Origin of the sequence: Alloacidobacterium sp. (assembly GCF_035631355.1) — a bacterium.
Classification (GTDB): Bacteria; Acidobacteriota; Terriglobia; order Terriglobales; family Acidobacteriaceae; genus Alloacidobacterium.
Window position 1 is genome coordinate 37,501 of sequence record NZ_DASQIX010000104.1, and the last position, 14,791, is coordinate 52,291.

At 51.9% G+C, this 14,791-nt stretch carries 13 protein-coding genes; 6 read left to right on the forward strand and 7 right to left on the reverse strand.

The window, feature by feature from the left end; translation table 11 throughout:
- The first annotated feature begins 8 nt into the window (after positions 1-8).
- The 5 genes from VEV40_RS18500 (at position 9) to VEV40_RS18520 (ending at position 5,767) form a co-directional block, all read left to right on the forward strand.
- Positions 9-650, forward strand: a complete 642-nt coding sequence (locus VEV40_RS18500; RefSeq protein WP_324834477.1) for a DapH/DapD/GlmU-related protein — start codon at positions 9-11, stop codon at positions 648-650.
- Positions 647-1,897: a group 1 glycosyl transferase gene (locus VEV40_RS18505; RefSeq protein ID WP_324834478.1), complete on the forward strand. Its 1,251-nt coding sequence runs from the start codon at positions 647-649 to the stop codon at positions 1,895-1,897. The genes VEV40_RS18500 and VEV40_RS18505 overlap by 4 nt, the downstream gene beginning before the upstream one ends.
- Entirely contained in the window at positions 1,894-3,303 is a 1,410-nt protein-coding gene (locus VEV40_RS18510) for a hypothetical protein (RefSeq protein ID WP_324834480.1), read from the forward strand. The genes VEV40_RS18505 and VEV40_RS18510 overlap by 4 nt, the downstream gene beginning before the upstream one ends.
- Before the next feature lie 68 nt (positions 3,304-3,371).
- A complete protein-coding gene (locus tag VEV40_RS18515) occupies positions 3,372-4,346 on the forward strand; it encodes a hypothetical protein (protein WP_324834481.1) in 975 nt (324 codons plus the stop codon).
- Positions 4,347-4,732: 386 nt separating this feature from the next.
- Positions 4,733-5,767 (forward strand): glycosyltransferase family 9 protein, encoded by a 1,035-nt coding sequence (locus tag VEV40_RS18520; protein ID WP_324834482.1) that lies wholly within the window; start codon positions 4,733-4,735, stop codon positions 5,765-5,767.
- Positions 5,768-5,816: 49 nt separating this feature from the next.
- Here VEV40_RS18520 and VEV40_RS18525 read toward each other — a convergent pair whose 3' ends face one another.
- From VEV40_RS18525 to VEV40_RS18555, 7 genes are all read right to left on the reverse strand, one after another.
- On the reverse strand, positions 5,817-7,484 hold the full coding sequence (locus VEV40_RS18525; protein ID WP_324834483.1) for a hypothetical protein: 1,668 nt from the start codon (positions 7,482-7,484) through the stop codon (positions 5,817-5,819).
- 150 nt (positions 7,485-7,634) lie between these two features.
- Positions 7,635-8,204, reverse strand: coding sequence for a DinB family protein (locus VEV40_RS18530; RefSeq protein WP_324834485.1), 570 nt, complete (start codon positions 8,202-8,204; stop codon positions 7,635-7,637).
- A gap of 196 nt (positions 8,205-8,400) precedes the next feature.
- Entirely contained in the window at positions 8,401-10,437 is a 2,037-nt protein-coding gene (thrS, locus tag VEV40_RS18535; protein WP_324834486.1) for a threonine--tRNA ligase, read from the reverse strand.
- Between the two features lie 98 nt (positions 10,438-10,535).
- Complete coding sequence (locus VEV40_RS18540) at positions 10,536-11,096, reverse strand: GyrI-like domain-containing protein (RefSeq protein WP_324834488.1); 561 nt, start codon at positions 11,094-11,096, stop codon at positions 10,536-10,538.
- Between the two features lie 96 nt (positions 11,097-11,192).
- Entirely contained in the window at positions 11,193-12,974 is a 1,782-nt protein-coding gene (locus VEV40_RS18545) for a M20/M25/M40 family metallo-hydrolase (protein WP_324834489.1), read from the reverse strand.
- A gap of 110 nt (positions 12,975-13,084) precedes the next feature.
- A complete protein-coding gene (locus VEV40_RS18550; protein WP_324834490.1) occupies positions 13,085-13,777 on the reverse strand; it encodes a GNAT family N-acetyltransferase in 693 nt (230 codons plus the stop codon).
- Between the two features lie 46 nt (positions 13,778-13,823).
- Positions 13,824-14,429 (reverse strand): TetR/AcrR family transcriptional regulator, encoded by a 606-nt coding sequence (locus VEV40_RS18555; RefSeq protein WP_324834491.1) that lies wholly within the window; start codon positions 14,427-14,429, stop codon positions 13,824-13,826.
- A 69-nt stretch (positions 14,430-14,498) separates the two neighbouring features.
- On the opposite strand from VEV40_RS18555, the gene VEV40_RS18560 reads away from it, so the two are divergent.
- Positions 14,499-14,791: MFS transporter (locus VEV40_RS18560; protein ID WP_324834492.1), on the forward strand; the 293-nt coding region annotated here is incomplete at its 3' end.

Here is a 14,791-nt window from a genome sequence, read left to right on the forward strand (position 1 = left end):
TTTGCCGGATGAACAAAATTTGGGAATTCGTAAGTGTGAATGGATGGTATTTACTAGCCCAGGAAGTCTGGGTGCGCGCCGTGATGTCATTGAGGGGTTGGATCCTAGGCCGCAAACTTCGAACCAGAGGTTTTCGTGTTGGACAAAAGTCCATTATTAAAGGGCTGTGCTGTATGCAAATCGGTAGAGATTTTCATGCAGGTGCAGGCCTATGGCTTGAAGCCGTCACCCATTATAATCAACAGAGTTTCACTCCTCGAATTGTTATTGGAGATCGTGTGCATATGAGCCGAGGTGTTCATATTGCCGCAACGAACTATGTTGTGATCGGGGACGACTGCTTATTTGGCAGCAACGTAACGGTTATCGACCATAATCATGGTCAATACAGCGATCCTTATAGTTCACCCTATGATCCACCTAGTCGGCGTCCTTTAGATCACAACAGAGTTGTTACAATTGGCCGCAATGTGTGGCTGGCCGATGGCGTGGTTGTCACTCCGGGATCATCCATTGGCGAGGGCTCCGTTGTTGGTGCTAATACGACAATCCGAGGTGATATTCCTCCATTTAGTATAGTTACTGGGAATCCTTTTGTGATAAGAAAGCAATATGATGTTAGCCGTAGGGAGTGGGTGACGACTCGATGAAGCGAGTTGCTTGTACAATTATTTCATTAAATTATCTTCCATACGCGCGTACACTATACGAATCTTTTGTCGCGCATCATCCGGATTGTCCATTTTTTGTGCTATTGGTTGACACGATGCCGACTGACTTATCTATAACACAAGACAATCTACATTTGATTACATTATCGCAGTTGAATCTGCCTGATATTGAGCAGATTTCATTTAAATATGATTTACTTGAACTAAATACCAATGTAAAGCCGTCATTCTTGAAGTACCTTCTGGCACTCGGCGCAGAAAAAGTCTTATATTTCGATCCCGACATTTATGTCTATCATGAGGTCGGGTTTATTTATGAGCTACTAGAAGACTACAATATAATCTTTACTCCTCATTGCGTTTCTCCTACCCCTGATCACGATAGAAGCCTAGAACAGGCCTTTCTTTCCCTTGGAGTTTATAATCTTGGCTTTGTGGCTGTATCAGCCAAGCCTGAAACTATCGCATTTTTGGATTGGTGGGAAGAAAGGTGTTTATCGCTCGGTTACTCGGAAGCGCGGACAGGACTCTTTGTAGATCAAAAATGGGTAAATCTGGCCCCGGTATTTTTTGACAAGGTCCTTACTCTAAAACATGCTGGATGCAATGTAGCTTACTGGAACCTGTTCGAACGCCGGCTTGCATCAGATACCACAGGGTGGTTAGTAAATAAAGACATACCATTAATTTTCTTTCATTACAGCGGAGTAGAATTATCAGATGGAGATAACATATCATCAAAGTCTAGAACGAAACTGACTTTTGCCGAGCGGCCAGACCTGAAGGACCTCTTCAGTGAATATAAGAAATGCGTCCAACACAATACTCAGGATATAAAGGAATACGATTACTCATTCGGCAAGTTTACAGATGGTACGCCCGTCTCCCTTCTTGCTAGAAGGGTCTATGCGTCTCTGTTGAATTCCGGTGTGCGTTTAGAGCGGCCTTTTGATGCGAAAGGGGCATTCTACAAGCTAGCTCGGCGGAAAGGCCTTATTGGGGCAAAAGATTCGAGTCACAAATACGATTCGAGGAACTATAATCCTGCCGATCGTAAGCTCACGCTGCTACATATGTTGTTTCGCATTACATTGCATATTGCCGGAAACGATAGATATACGATGTTATTAAAATATCTGGGTTATTGTGCCGTATTACGTAATCAAGCAGCTATCTTAGAGGCGACCTGCTCCAGCGCAGGTGCGTCTGGCGTAAAGAAGCTATGACTCTGTTAGGGTGCCTGTTGGTGCCGCTCGGTCTCCTTGTGGCGCTTGCATCAGAAGAATGGGCCTTTAGATTATTTGTGATCTCGGCTCCTTTTTCTGATTCTGTGATAGCCAATGTGGGCTCTGGCGACAATGCGTCCGGGATCCAGATTTGGATGTTTTTTGGATTGCTTTGGCTATTACGTAAGTGCCTCTCAATGGTGTGGAATTTGCGTTTCGACGCGAACAGAGGGATTTTGTCGTCTGCGAGAGGCCTGGGCATATTTGCGTTGATCTGCTGCTTATCTCTCGTGATGCCGCTCTATATAAACGGCTCTCTTGCCTTGATGGCGCCATTGCTTCTTGACGATACGACAACTCCTTTATATCTCACCTCACAGAATTTCACCGCCCTTTTATACATACTATTTGGTAGCTCACTTGCTCTGTTGATTGCGCATAAGTGCCTGGAAGTAAATGGAATAAGGAGAATATCAAAACTCTATCTCGGTACTGGAGTATTTGTTGCCTTATGGGGAATTTATCAGCTCGCGAGCAATGTGCTAAACTTACCATATCCGACGGCATTATTTAATAATAATTTAAGCGCTTCAGTGTCAGGGCCTGACACCACGCTTGATAGCATAAATCTGCACAGAGTTTCCTCCGTCGCAGTTGAACCGTCGATTTTAGTCCAGGTTTTGCTATCGATTCTCCCATTGACACTTCCAGCTATTATGAATATTGGATGTGTATTTTCGAGATCAAAAGATAGAATGATGGCAAGCATTTTGCTGCTGGCGTTGATTCTTACCTTTTCTCCGGTTGCTCCGTTAGGAATCGTTATCTGTGCAGTATTAGGATGGCAGGTAATGACAAAGGCGTCAGTTGTGCACCGTAGGAAAACCACGGCTTACATTGTGGTGTGGATCACCGGTTTGGGCATGGCTACAGGTGTTTTATATCTGATCAGTGGTGCGTTTCGCGGCTTACTTACAACGATGCTTTTGTCGAAAGCTGCCAGTTATTCCGGCCTAGAGAGACTTAAGACGATTACTTATGCTGCGAATTATTTTAGCGACTATCCTATACTGGGCGTGGGATGGGGTAGTGTCACCTCGCATGATCTGGTGTTTAAGTTATTGGCGAACGTAGGTATTTTAGGCACATTAGCATTTATCTACTTTGTCGGGGTGATGATGAAACGAGGCTATCACTATGTAAAACTGCGGGCAGACCCTATGTTAAATAAAGGGATGTGGGTCGTCAGTTTTATAGTAATGATGGTCGCGAATGCACTGACCGGTTTCGGATATGTATTTGGTCACTTCTGGCTTGTTACTGGTGTAGCCATTGCGTGCACAGTTTATGTTAGGCAAGAGGATATTCGGAGACAGAAGACTATATCCAGAGAAGCCGCGATATGAGGCTTGTACTTGTTTGTGGATCGTTTCCCCCCGCTGTATGCGGTATAGGTGATTACACGCATAAACTGATGAACGCTCTCATCGAAAAGGGCCTATCAGTGGAGGTGCTTACAGATCAGGATTGGAAGCTGTTTCACGTTGCTGATGTCCTCCGACGGTTAAGATCGGGAGCTTTCGATATTGTTCATATTCAGTATCCGGGTCTTGGATATGCAAAACACCTAGGGCCACCCGCTATTTCCTTAATAAGGGATGTTGTTGTAACGCTTCACGAATTTAGTCATGTCCATTTACTGCGAAGGGTTGCCAGTATACCGTTTTGCCTACGATCGCAGGTTATATTTACGACCGAATATGAACGACAGAATGCAATTGCAAAGATGCCTTTTTTGGTGCGTCGATCCCAGGTGATTCCTATAGGAAGTAATATCCAGAAGGACACGTCGACTTTGGAGAAGAGACATTTCCAGGAAATTGTTTATTTTGGGCTTATTGTCCCGAAGAAAGGAATAGAAGACGTTATTAAATTAGCTGCGGTTGTAAAAGCTCAACGTCTTCCGTATAGAATTCGGGTCATAGGTAGGATTGTGCATGCCGTTAGAGAGCTTGTTGCTTATGCCGGCAATTTGCTTCAATCTACCAAGGATCTTCCAATAGATTGGTCTATTGATCTTACTGAAGATGAGGTAGCAGTCCTCCTTGGAAAGACCGCTTTTGCTTATTTGCCATATCCCGATGGGGCATCCGAGCGGCGCGGCTCTTTAAAGGCGGCTCTTGCGGCAGGAGCGGTTTGCATCACAACTAAAGGTCCCCAAACTACACAGGAGATACTGAACGCCACTCTGATTGGCCAGACCCCAAACGCTGCCCTTCAAGCAATTGAAGAATTAACACGGGACCGAGCAAAATGGCTTCAATATTCATTACGAACATATAAGTACGCCGAAGCATTTGAATGGACAAACATTGCCGATCTCCATATAAATCTATATGCGCATATCATGGGTTTGCGTTCAAGTGGCTTTGCCACGCCTAATGGCTAAAGAGTGAATGTATGGCAGGCGTATTAACGTCACGACAACGCATAGGCTCGAAGGTGCCTCTGCACTTTACTCTTGGTCTTCGTCGGGACCATTGCTCCATGCCGCTTTGTCTTGAGATCGCGAGCGCGATACGCTGGTGCCGATCGGATTTGATTTATATTCAATTTCGATAGGCTTGCCTCATGTATAGATCTGAGTATCGGTACCGTGTCGTTCACCAAATAATTGAAAGGTTGCTCGCGCTCTCTGCTCCGCTGCTTCCTATGGTGAATGGTCGGCCGCTTCGCGCGCGGCCGCGAAGAATCCTGGTCCTTAAGTTTGGTGGCATGGGAGAAGCTGTTCTGGCACGGTCCCTGGTAGAGCGTCTTCAGGAACGCCATCCATCCATGATCTTTGACTTTCTTGTTGAGAAACGCACAGTGGAAATGATGACTATAGGGCGTTCCGGCAACGTGCTGATGTATTCGCCGGACGCAGACGGCATGCCCAAAGCATTGTCGATTCTCAAGGAGATCCGAAGCCGCCGATATGACGCAATCCTTGATTTCGAGCAACACTCTTTGCTCACAGCAGCGTTTACCAGGGCAACGTCAATCCCTGTTCGTCTCGGCTTCCTGCCGTCGAAACCCAATGCGCGTGGTCAGATGTTCACTCACTCCGTCCAACTTCAGGAAGGTGAACTGATGTGGAATGCTTTTGTGCGACTCGGTCGAGTGCTGGATTCCGATCTTCCAACATCATTGATGACCATTCCTCTCCCCATTTCCACTGAGGCCGAGGTGTGGTTTCATGAATGGTGGAATGCCAATGTCGGTATCGACAAAAGAGGGCCGGTGGTCGCAATGCATCTCGGGGTCGGACCCAGCGCTCAGTATCGTCGTTGGCCTGCAGAGCGCTTCGCAGACTTGGCAGTAGCGATAGACAAACTCCAGCCGGGAATCACAGTTGTCTTGACCGGAGCTAAGGGCGAGAGGGCACTCTTCGACGAGTTCCGTAGGTGCTTCCCCGGAAACACAGTGGACGCTGCCGACCTTGGTGGGCTCGACCGTACAGGAGCTCTTTTGCGACACTGCGATCTTCTGATCAGTGGCGACACGGGCATAATGCATTTTGCGGCAGCCATAGGTACCCCAACCGTAGGTTTATTTGGTCCGAACACTCCGGCATGTTGGGCTCCAATAGGGCCGCATGCTGCCTTCGTTTATTGGACGTCTCAGCCTTGCAGTCCATGCATTAACAGCTATCGGAGACATATTCCTGAGAAATGTATTGCGGCACAAGAGAGCGCCTGTATGTGGGATATTACTGTTCAAGACGTACTAAACGCTGCTAGATCAGTGATACAAGGCTCGTGGCTTGATGACCAGCGATACACTCATACGATCCAAGGACAGGCCCATTCGATCGTTCCACTAACCTGAAAAGACCAAAAGTGCTAAACGACAACTGCGTGCATTGATCCAAACCTAATTAGGGGTCATAGGACTCTACCACGCCGTTAACCTTTATCGAAGGCAAGCCCGAATTCGCCGAGATGTACGGAACTTCATTGGCCATCACGGCATCAGGAAATTCCCAGTTTGTTGCTAACACACCTGTACCGCAAACAGATCCGATGCTCGAGAAGCCACCTGCAGAGACACACGCCTTCATCGTGTTACTTTCAACCGAGTTGAGCACCAATTGTCCAACAGATCCCCATCCAATGTTAAGCAGTTCAGGTACTGGCGAATAGGATCCGGCATCCTGCAGTGAGAATCCATTAAAGGCCAGATTGTCAATAGTTGAGTTATTCTCTAGGATAACGGCGGCGGCCTGTATGTCTGTACTCCGATAGATCCGACAACTATCAAAGGACAGGCTCGATCCAAGGAAAGTTACGTTGCCATAAAGGGGGGATGGCCGCAAAAAACCACAAATGTGGTTTGCCTGAGGCGATTTCCAGTCAACGCCTGATCGGGCGGATGGTACCAGGGTAACGTTCCTAAGAGAGATAGTTCCAAAGTTTTCCGCGATACCAAGGATTGTGGGAGCTGTTAAATTGCAATCTGAGATGGTTAAAAAGTCGACAGAGTTAGGGTAACTGCCATTGGCCATTCCAATCAGGAATGCGGCTTCCGAAAGCGTGCCGCTGCAATTGCTCACACTCACATGATCTATAGTGAATCTATTAGGCCCTCCGTTTGTTGTATAAAGCCGCATCAGTGACCAGCTATTAAATGTGCAGCCGCTAACAGTAACTCGCGAGATGTTGCCCGAGTACCCCTCTGGACAGTTCAGCGCAATCGAATCGTCGCTCGTCGTGAAATCACAGTTTGAAATCGTAATATCGTTGGCAGGCCCGTCGAAATGGAGTCCATCATTGCTCAGGCCAAAGCTCCTCATCACGCATCCAGACACCATTACATTTCCAACATTCGAGAGCCTTATATGGTATGCAGGGGTACTCACCACAACCACTCTTTCAATACTGATGTTGTCCAGGTTCATCAAGTTGATACCGAAATACCAGGCTTTGTCGGTGCCCTGTGTCATTCCACTTGTCGAATCTCCGTTATGGCCGTCTCCCTGATTGCCATTCACTGTGAAGTTGCTGAGTGAGACGTTTTTTCCTCGCGCTGGAGCTGGCGGTCCTGGATTGGACAGGACTGCCGCATCAGGAGGTCCATTGTGGATGCCGTCGTTGTTGGTGCCCTTCTTTATATAGAATCCTGTGCCGCAGCCCAGCCCGGCAATGCTCCAATGCCCGCCAGCCGGAAGGAACAAACCAGAAATCAGGGCGCTTCCATCAATGATCAATGTGATCGGATTGCTGGCTGTCGCGCCTGCCATGGCCGCATTGATACGCGGTCCATCATCCGTGGCAGAGCCGCCCGTATACTTGTTGTGTCCGTTTTCCAGGTTGCAATCGAGAGCGCACCCGATCTCGGATGCCCGGATGTAAGTCATGCCCGGGACTCGTACCGGCGCCGCTGCCGGACCCAGACAGGGTATAGGCAATTCGGTGCCGCAACCCGTTTGGGATAAACCAAAAGCCGAACCAGCCACCAACAGGGCCGCCCTCTGAACAAAGCAGCGCCTGTCCATTAAATTCGTGCCTGCATTCCTCTCTCTTGCCACAGTGTCTTTGTTTTGCATTAAAGCAGAGCCGCTTTTACATACGGCTTCAGTTGGGCCCGTGTCAGTGATTTATGCATTTTTGTGATCGACACGCAGAATATCTCCTTGCCGGAAAGACCGCAATAGGAACCATATAAATTTTGCTCTTGGCAGGCATACTAAAATCTCTTACTGTCGGCCCGCTGCTTCAACTGAATTGGTGGGGTCGGCACCTTGCCATGTATTGTCCGCGGTCGGACCGTAAGTTGAGGGGATTTCCTTACCGAGCAGGCGCAGATAGACAGTGAGCTGAGTGCGGTGGTGGGCAGTGTGCAAAATGCGCCGCCAGAAGACCCAGATACGCTGCCGTTGAACATCGAAGAAGGGGACGGTTTCCATCCACCAGGCGGTGTCCTGCTGGGCGAAGAAGGAGAGGCGGTTCAGGACGAGTTCGACCAGACGTGTTGACGCGGTTTCGATGGTTAGAGCATCGGGAAGCACTTCTTTAGGTGGTGGCTCCGGAGTACCGAGAAATTCGCCGAAGAACCTGCGCTCGGAGAGCAGCTGATGCTTAAGGATGTCGCGGACATCAGTGGATTTGCGGTGCGGTTTGTAGTCGAGGTCGGTGTCGGAAAAGATGCGCCAGGTGGAGACGACTTTGTTGGTCTCGCTTACGTAAGTGTCGAGCAGGTGCTGGTAAAGCGGATTGGCGGCTTGCGGGATCGCGCTGTTGGGGATGGCAGTGTAGGGATAACGCATGGGCTATCTCCTTTCGGAGTCGCAGTGTTCGGGTTCTTGCTTTCCCGCCTACCACAAGAGCGGCGATAGGATGGAGCGCACCCGTTTGTGCCGTACGCTGATCAAACTATGACGCTATATTCTGAACCCAGCCAAATTTCAGAGTGTGCTTGAGCCAAAACCGCTAATTTTCGTCAGAAAGACGGCTTAATAGGTTTTACAACTCCGTCGATTTGTCTTCAATCAGCTTCCGGATTTTTGCGGCGAACGCTGAGAGCGGCTGAGAACCCTGATCACCTTTGCCACGAGTGCGCACGCTCACTGCGTTGGCTTCAGCTTCTTTGTCTCCCATGACTAGAACGTAGGGGATCTTTTGCAGGGTGAAATCCCGGATTTTTGCGTTCATTTTCTCGTTGCGGCTGTCGAGCTCGACACGCAGGCCGGCATTTTGTAACTGTTGCTGTACTTTTTTCGCGTATTCAAGATGGCGCTCACTGATGGGAACAAATCCGATCTGCACGGGCGCGAGCCAGAGCGGGAAGGCTCCGGCATACATCTCGATTAAATAGGAAACCATGCGCTCCATGGTGCTGACGATGGCGCGATGAATCATCACTGGGCGATGTGGATTGCCATCTGCGCCTGTATACTTCAGCTCAAACTGATTGGGTAGATGGAAATCCACTTGGACCGTTGAATAGGTTTCCTCATGGCCCATGACATCGGCCAGCTGGATATCGAGCTTCGGGCCATAGAATGCCGCATCTCCCTTGCTCTCGCGGTACGGCAGGCCGAGCGAATCGAGGGCCTCGCGCAGCACGTGCTCTCCCAGCGTCCACATTTCGTCGTTATCGACGTACTTCTCTTTGTTTGCTGGATCGCGCAGCGATAGGCGATAGCTGTACTTCGTGATGCCGAGATCGCGATAAGCACGCTCTACGAGCTTCATCACATTGGAAAATTCTTCCTTGATCTGATCGGGCGAGCAGAAGATGTGCGCGTCGTTGAGCGTCATGCAGCGGACTCGGCTGAGTCCGCTCAAGGCGCCCGATCGCTCGTAGCGATACATGGTGCCCAACTCGGCGAGCCGCACCGGCAGATCGCGATAACTGCGCAGCTTCGACTCGTAGATGAGGATATGGTGCGGGCAGTTCATCGGCCGCAGCACCATCTGCTCGGTCTCGAGGTCCATGGGAGGAAACATGTCCTCGTGATAGTGAGCCCAGTGGCCGGAGCGGACGTACAGATCAACCTTGGCCAGACTGGGTGTGTAGACGTGCTCGTAGCCCATCTCACGCTCGAGGCCAAGGATGTATTCCTCAAGCAGCCGGCGGATAGTGGCGCCTTTGGGCAACCAGAGGGGCAGACCAGCCCCTACTTCTTCACTGACGGTGAAAAGTTCCAGATCTTTTCCCAAGCGGCGATGATCGCGGCGTTTTGCGTCTTCAATTCGCTCGAGGTACTCGTCCAGGTCCTTCTTTGAAAAGAATGCCGTGCCATAGATGCGCTGCAGTTGCGGGTTCTTCTCGTCGCCGAGCCAGTAGGCTCCGGAAAGGCTCATCACTTTGAATGCCTTCACGCGACCGGTAGATGGAACATGCGGCCCGCGACAAAAATCCACGAACCTTCCATTGCGGTAGAGTGAGATCTCGTCGCCTGGCTTCGTAAACTTCTCCACGAAATGCACCTTCATGAAGTCATTGCCGGCTTTGAATTTTTCCAGCCCTTCTTCGCGAGGCTCCCATTCGCGAACGAATTTCTCATCGCGCGCGACGACCTCAGCCATTCGGCCTTCGATGAGCTTCAGGTCTTCCGGAGTAAAGGGCGTGGGGCGGTAGAAATCATAGAAAAAGCCTGAATCGGTGGCAGGGCCGTGACCGAGCTTGGTCTCGGGGAAGAGCTCAAGCACCGCGGTAGCAAGCACATGCGCACCAGAGTGGCGCACGACCTTGAGTGTGTCTGGATCTTTTTCAGTCAGCAATTGCAGCGATACATCTTCATCGAGAGGCGTGCTCAGATCAACGAGTCGCTCGGCTTGCGTGTTTTCCGCGCCATACATCGCGGCTTCAGCACTGTTTTCGGTGTCGACTGTGGCAACGTTCCCGTTCAGAGGCTTGATGCGGGCAACCACAGCTGCTGAGGCGAGCCGCGGCGAAATGCCGTTGGCTATATCGAGTGGCGTTGTGCCTGCGGGAAGGTGCTTTTCTGAGCCGTCAGGGAGCTGGACGCGGATGATTTTGTCGGATGCGTTCATACGGTGAGATTGCTGCCAAAGCCTTTATTTATGGTCTTATTCCATGCTAGCAGGTAGGCGCGAATGGCGGATGTAGGGGCTCGGTGCGATAAGCTTGGTCACTTCAATCCAATGTGCAGCCCAACTTGGACGTTCTGCGGGTCGAAGTCCGGTGGGTAAACTTCGTAATCAGCCTTAAAGGCGCGCTGGCCGCCGAGGTCTTTAGGCGGCATCGACCATATCTGCCGCCAGATTTTCGGCAGGATTTCCTGGACAGGACCATTTTCGCTTTTGAGCACAGCATAAGAGCCGGCAGGAACTTCTTTAAGTGTGAGTCCGGCGGGAATGTCCCCGGTCGATGTAACGCGCGCGCCGATGAGGTAGGTGTATTCGCCCGTCTGATCGCTGTCGTAATCGGTGTAAACGACGATCAGACTCTGCCCGTCGCGGTTGGGAATGCTAGCCGCAACATTCTGCTGCACAAATCGCTGCCAGAGTTTGGGAATTTCGCCCTGACCAGTTGCCTCAGTTTGATTGTTGGTGCGGACAGCGAGGCCAACGACATTGAATGATTTCTGCTCCTCGACTTTCACCGGATGCTCCTGCGCGCGAAGGTGGGGCGCTGCAAGCATGCAGAGCAGCGCGGTCAGATAGAAGCTTAGTTTTATACTACGGCTCATCGCCGCCAGTATAACTAGGGATATCGAGGCTGGATGAATTTTGTGGTGCGAAGAGCTGAAAATAAGGCGGAAGTCAGAGCTTCCGCCTTTATGCGGTTACTTCTTTTCTTCCGTCGGCGGAACAGCGCCTGGGAAGAGGTTAGGCAGCGGCGCATTCTGCTGATCGCGTAGCTCCGGATGCGGCAGCGGCTTGCGGGGCAGCATCTGGTCGCGCATAGCCGCATCATAGACGAAGATGGCCTCGACTGTGGCAATCTGCTTCAGGTCGCCCGGTTGCAGGCGCTCGTAGACATCCTGATTGGAGTGGTGAGTGCGGCTTTCGTAGTCGAGGCTGTCCTGAATGAACTGGAAGCCGGGAATGCCGACGGCGTCAAACGACAAATGGTCGGTGCCGCCGGTGTTCCGCATCGAGAGTGTGGTCACGCCGAGGTCTTTGAGCGGAGCAATCCACTGCGCAAAGATGGGCGCCACGGCTGCGTTCTCCTGCAGATAGACCCCGCGGATTTTACCAGAACCATTGTCCACATTGAAATACGCAGAGACCAGTTTCTGCTCCGGCTTGGTTTCAAGTGGCCCAGTCTTGCGCAGGAACTCGGGAAGTGCGGCCTGATCGGGCGTATTGAGCGGCGCAGCATAGCCGAAATGCTGCTTGACGTATCCGCGCGAGCCGAAGAGTCCTTCTTCTTCGCCGCTCCATAAAGCAATGCGAATCGTGCGACGCGGTTGCACATTGAGCGCCTTGAGAATGCGCATCACTTCCATGGCAACGATCGATCCCGCGCCATTGTCGGTTGCGCCAGTGCCGGCGATCCAGCTGTCTAGATGGCCGCCGACCATGACAAGTTCATCTTTCAGCTTGGGATCGGTGCCGGGTATTTCGGCTACCGTGTCGAAGCCGTGTTCGTGATCGCCGGTGAACTTGGTTTCGACATCCATTTCCAGCGTGACGGGAACGTGCGCCTCAAGCAGGCGGTAGACACGACCGTAGCTCTCAATCGCCATGACGACCACAGGGACTTTTACCTTGTGGTCGGCGAGATAGGGCTGGCGCCCCAGCGCTGCGCCGTTGTCGTCAAAGATGGTACCGCCGGAGCCGCCACCGGTTTTGCCGTCACGACTGGGCCGGATGACCGCCAAAGCCTTTTCGTCAGTGAGGAACTGCGCGATCTTATCGACCAGCTGATAGCGCTGCAGGTATCGTTGCAGGCGCGCCTGAAAATCGGCCTCGGCACGGTTGGTGACCGGAAACTCTGCGAGATCTTCAAGTTCCTTGTCTGAATAGCGTTCAAAGAGAGCTTTATCGACAGGCGGGACTTCGCGCATCTCGCCGAGCAGCACAATTTTTCCCGCGAGCTTGCCCCTGTATTTGTCGAAGTCCTTCTCGTTTTCGATGTTGACGGAAACGGCCTCGCCGCTGACGGTTCCATTGGTCGATGGTGACCATGGCGTGGCCTGCGCAATGAAAACAGCAGTGTCAGGTGAGGTCATGCGTACCCAGGTATTGAGCTGCTGCCAGCCCATTCCGAACTCGCCCCAGTCTTCAAGGTGCGCATTGACGCAGCCCATTGCGGTGAGCTGATCGCGTGTCCAGGCATTGGCCTTGGCCATGTTGGGCGATCCAGTCAGGCGTGGGCCAATGTCGTCTGTTAGCGCCGATGCATATTCCATTATGTGGGAATGCAGCAGGCCTTCTTCGCGGATGCGCTGATACATGTTGAGATCAAGATTTTCAGTAGCGGGCTGGGGTTGTTCGTAGGAAGGGGCCGTATTTTCGGCCGCGGGTTTGGGTTTGGCTTTGTCTGCGGCGTAAGCGGCAAAGGTAGGGATGGCAATGACTAACAACAACGCCGACAGCGGCCGGCGACATCGGTTCAACATGCGTACATGTCCTCCTCCAGGGGTAATCAAGGGAAGTGGAAGAATATCAGAGCTTCGCTTGGGTTGAGTACGGAGACGTGCGGGCTGCCAATAAGTTTCAGCGGCGCGGCCTACAGCGGGCGCTTCAGCACGACCACATAAAGCGCCCGCCTTATTCTGAAGCCGGCCTTTTCATAGACGCGAATGGCATTGGCATTGTCCTGACGGACGCCCAGAAATGGCGTTTTGTTTTGCGCGAAGATTCCATTTGCGACGGTTGAGACAAGCGCATTGGCGTAGCCCCGCCCTCGGAACTCAGGCCAGGTACAGACTGCGCTGACTTCGATAAAACTAGTCAAGGTGCAACGCTGGCCAGCCATCGATGCAAGCTGGCCATCCGCTTGGATTCCTTTGTATCCGCCGAGTTCGATGGTGCGCCTGCGAAATGGGCCCGGCTCTGTTGCCTCGGCGAGCTTGCGCATCTCGGAGATGTCTTCTGCGCCGAGTTCCTTGATGTCAAAGCCATGATGGTTGATTTGCGGAGGCTCGAGGCCGATCATCTGTTCCATCGGGAAGCACTGGAGGAGACGCCAGCCGTCAGGCAGAGTTGGGGGTGATTCGAGAAATAAGACGGACACATCGTCCGGGCCGAGAATCTTTGCCAGCGAGGCATAGGCCTGTGTGCTTTGTTCCTTCATTCCAGTCAATGGACCCATATCGACTGGGTAGCGCCGGGCAAGGTCATCGCCTTCAGCCAAATGCGCATGTGCCGATGTGAGGGCATGCCAGATTGGATTGTCGAGTACAGATGTGTCAGGGCTCATCTATGTTATGAAATAGATGAATCCGGGGTGCGCGCGGAGTCAAAAACTAGCCCGCTTTTCTTGCGATACCGTCGAGCATTGTATGCAAGTGTTTGCGCGCATTATCGAGTGCTGAGCGGTCGTCCGAGAGGCGCGATATCATCAACGCTCCTTCGAGCGTCGCGATAATGGTCGAGGCGATGGCTGCGGGTGAAACACCGCGAGCAATTTCGTCTTGTCTGATTCCCTGGCGTACAAGCGCTTCAAGATAATCAAGCCATTCGCGCAACGCTTCGCGGGCGTGGGCGCGCAAGGCAGGATTGCCGTCATCTGCGTCGATCGCCGTATTCATCAAGGCGCAACCGCCGGGGACCGGCGATGGCTTGGCAGCGAAGCCGTCAATCATGCCATGCAATTTACCGAGGGGAGTCGGAATTTCATCGAGCGCAATGCGGCGTCTCAGCCTGATTTCAGACCAGGCATAGTCGAATGCGGCGACAGCGAGTTCTTCCTTGCTCTCAAAGTGACGATAGATGCCGCCTTTTTCGAGCCCAGTCTCTTCCATCAGCTCGGAGAGGCTCGTGCCTGAATATCCGTGCAGATTGAAGACAGCGGCGGCCTTGCGGATGATTTTGTCCCGCGTCTTTTCGCCTTTGGTCAGCGACGTGCTCATACCGATCCACCACGAAAATTTGCGACCGATCGGTCTCTACCGAATCTGTATTCAGCATATCAGTTTCCCATGAGCACAGCGACACTAACCCGTCCCCAGGTTTCTGTTGATGTTGCAGCGACGCCACGCGCAATCAATCCCTGGGCGGTGGCGATTACCGTGACGTTGGCCACGTTCATGGAGTTGCTCGACACTTCGATCGCCAATGTCTCGCTGCCGCACATTGCCGGCGGGCTGGGATCGAGCTTCGACGAAGCGACATGGGTGCTGACAACCTATCTGGTTGCGAATGCCGTTGTCTTGCCGCTGAGTGCGTGGCTCTCGCGCGTCTTCGGGCGCAAACGCTACTACATGATGTGCGT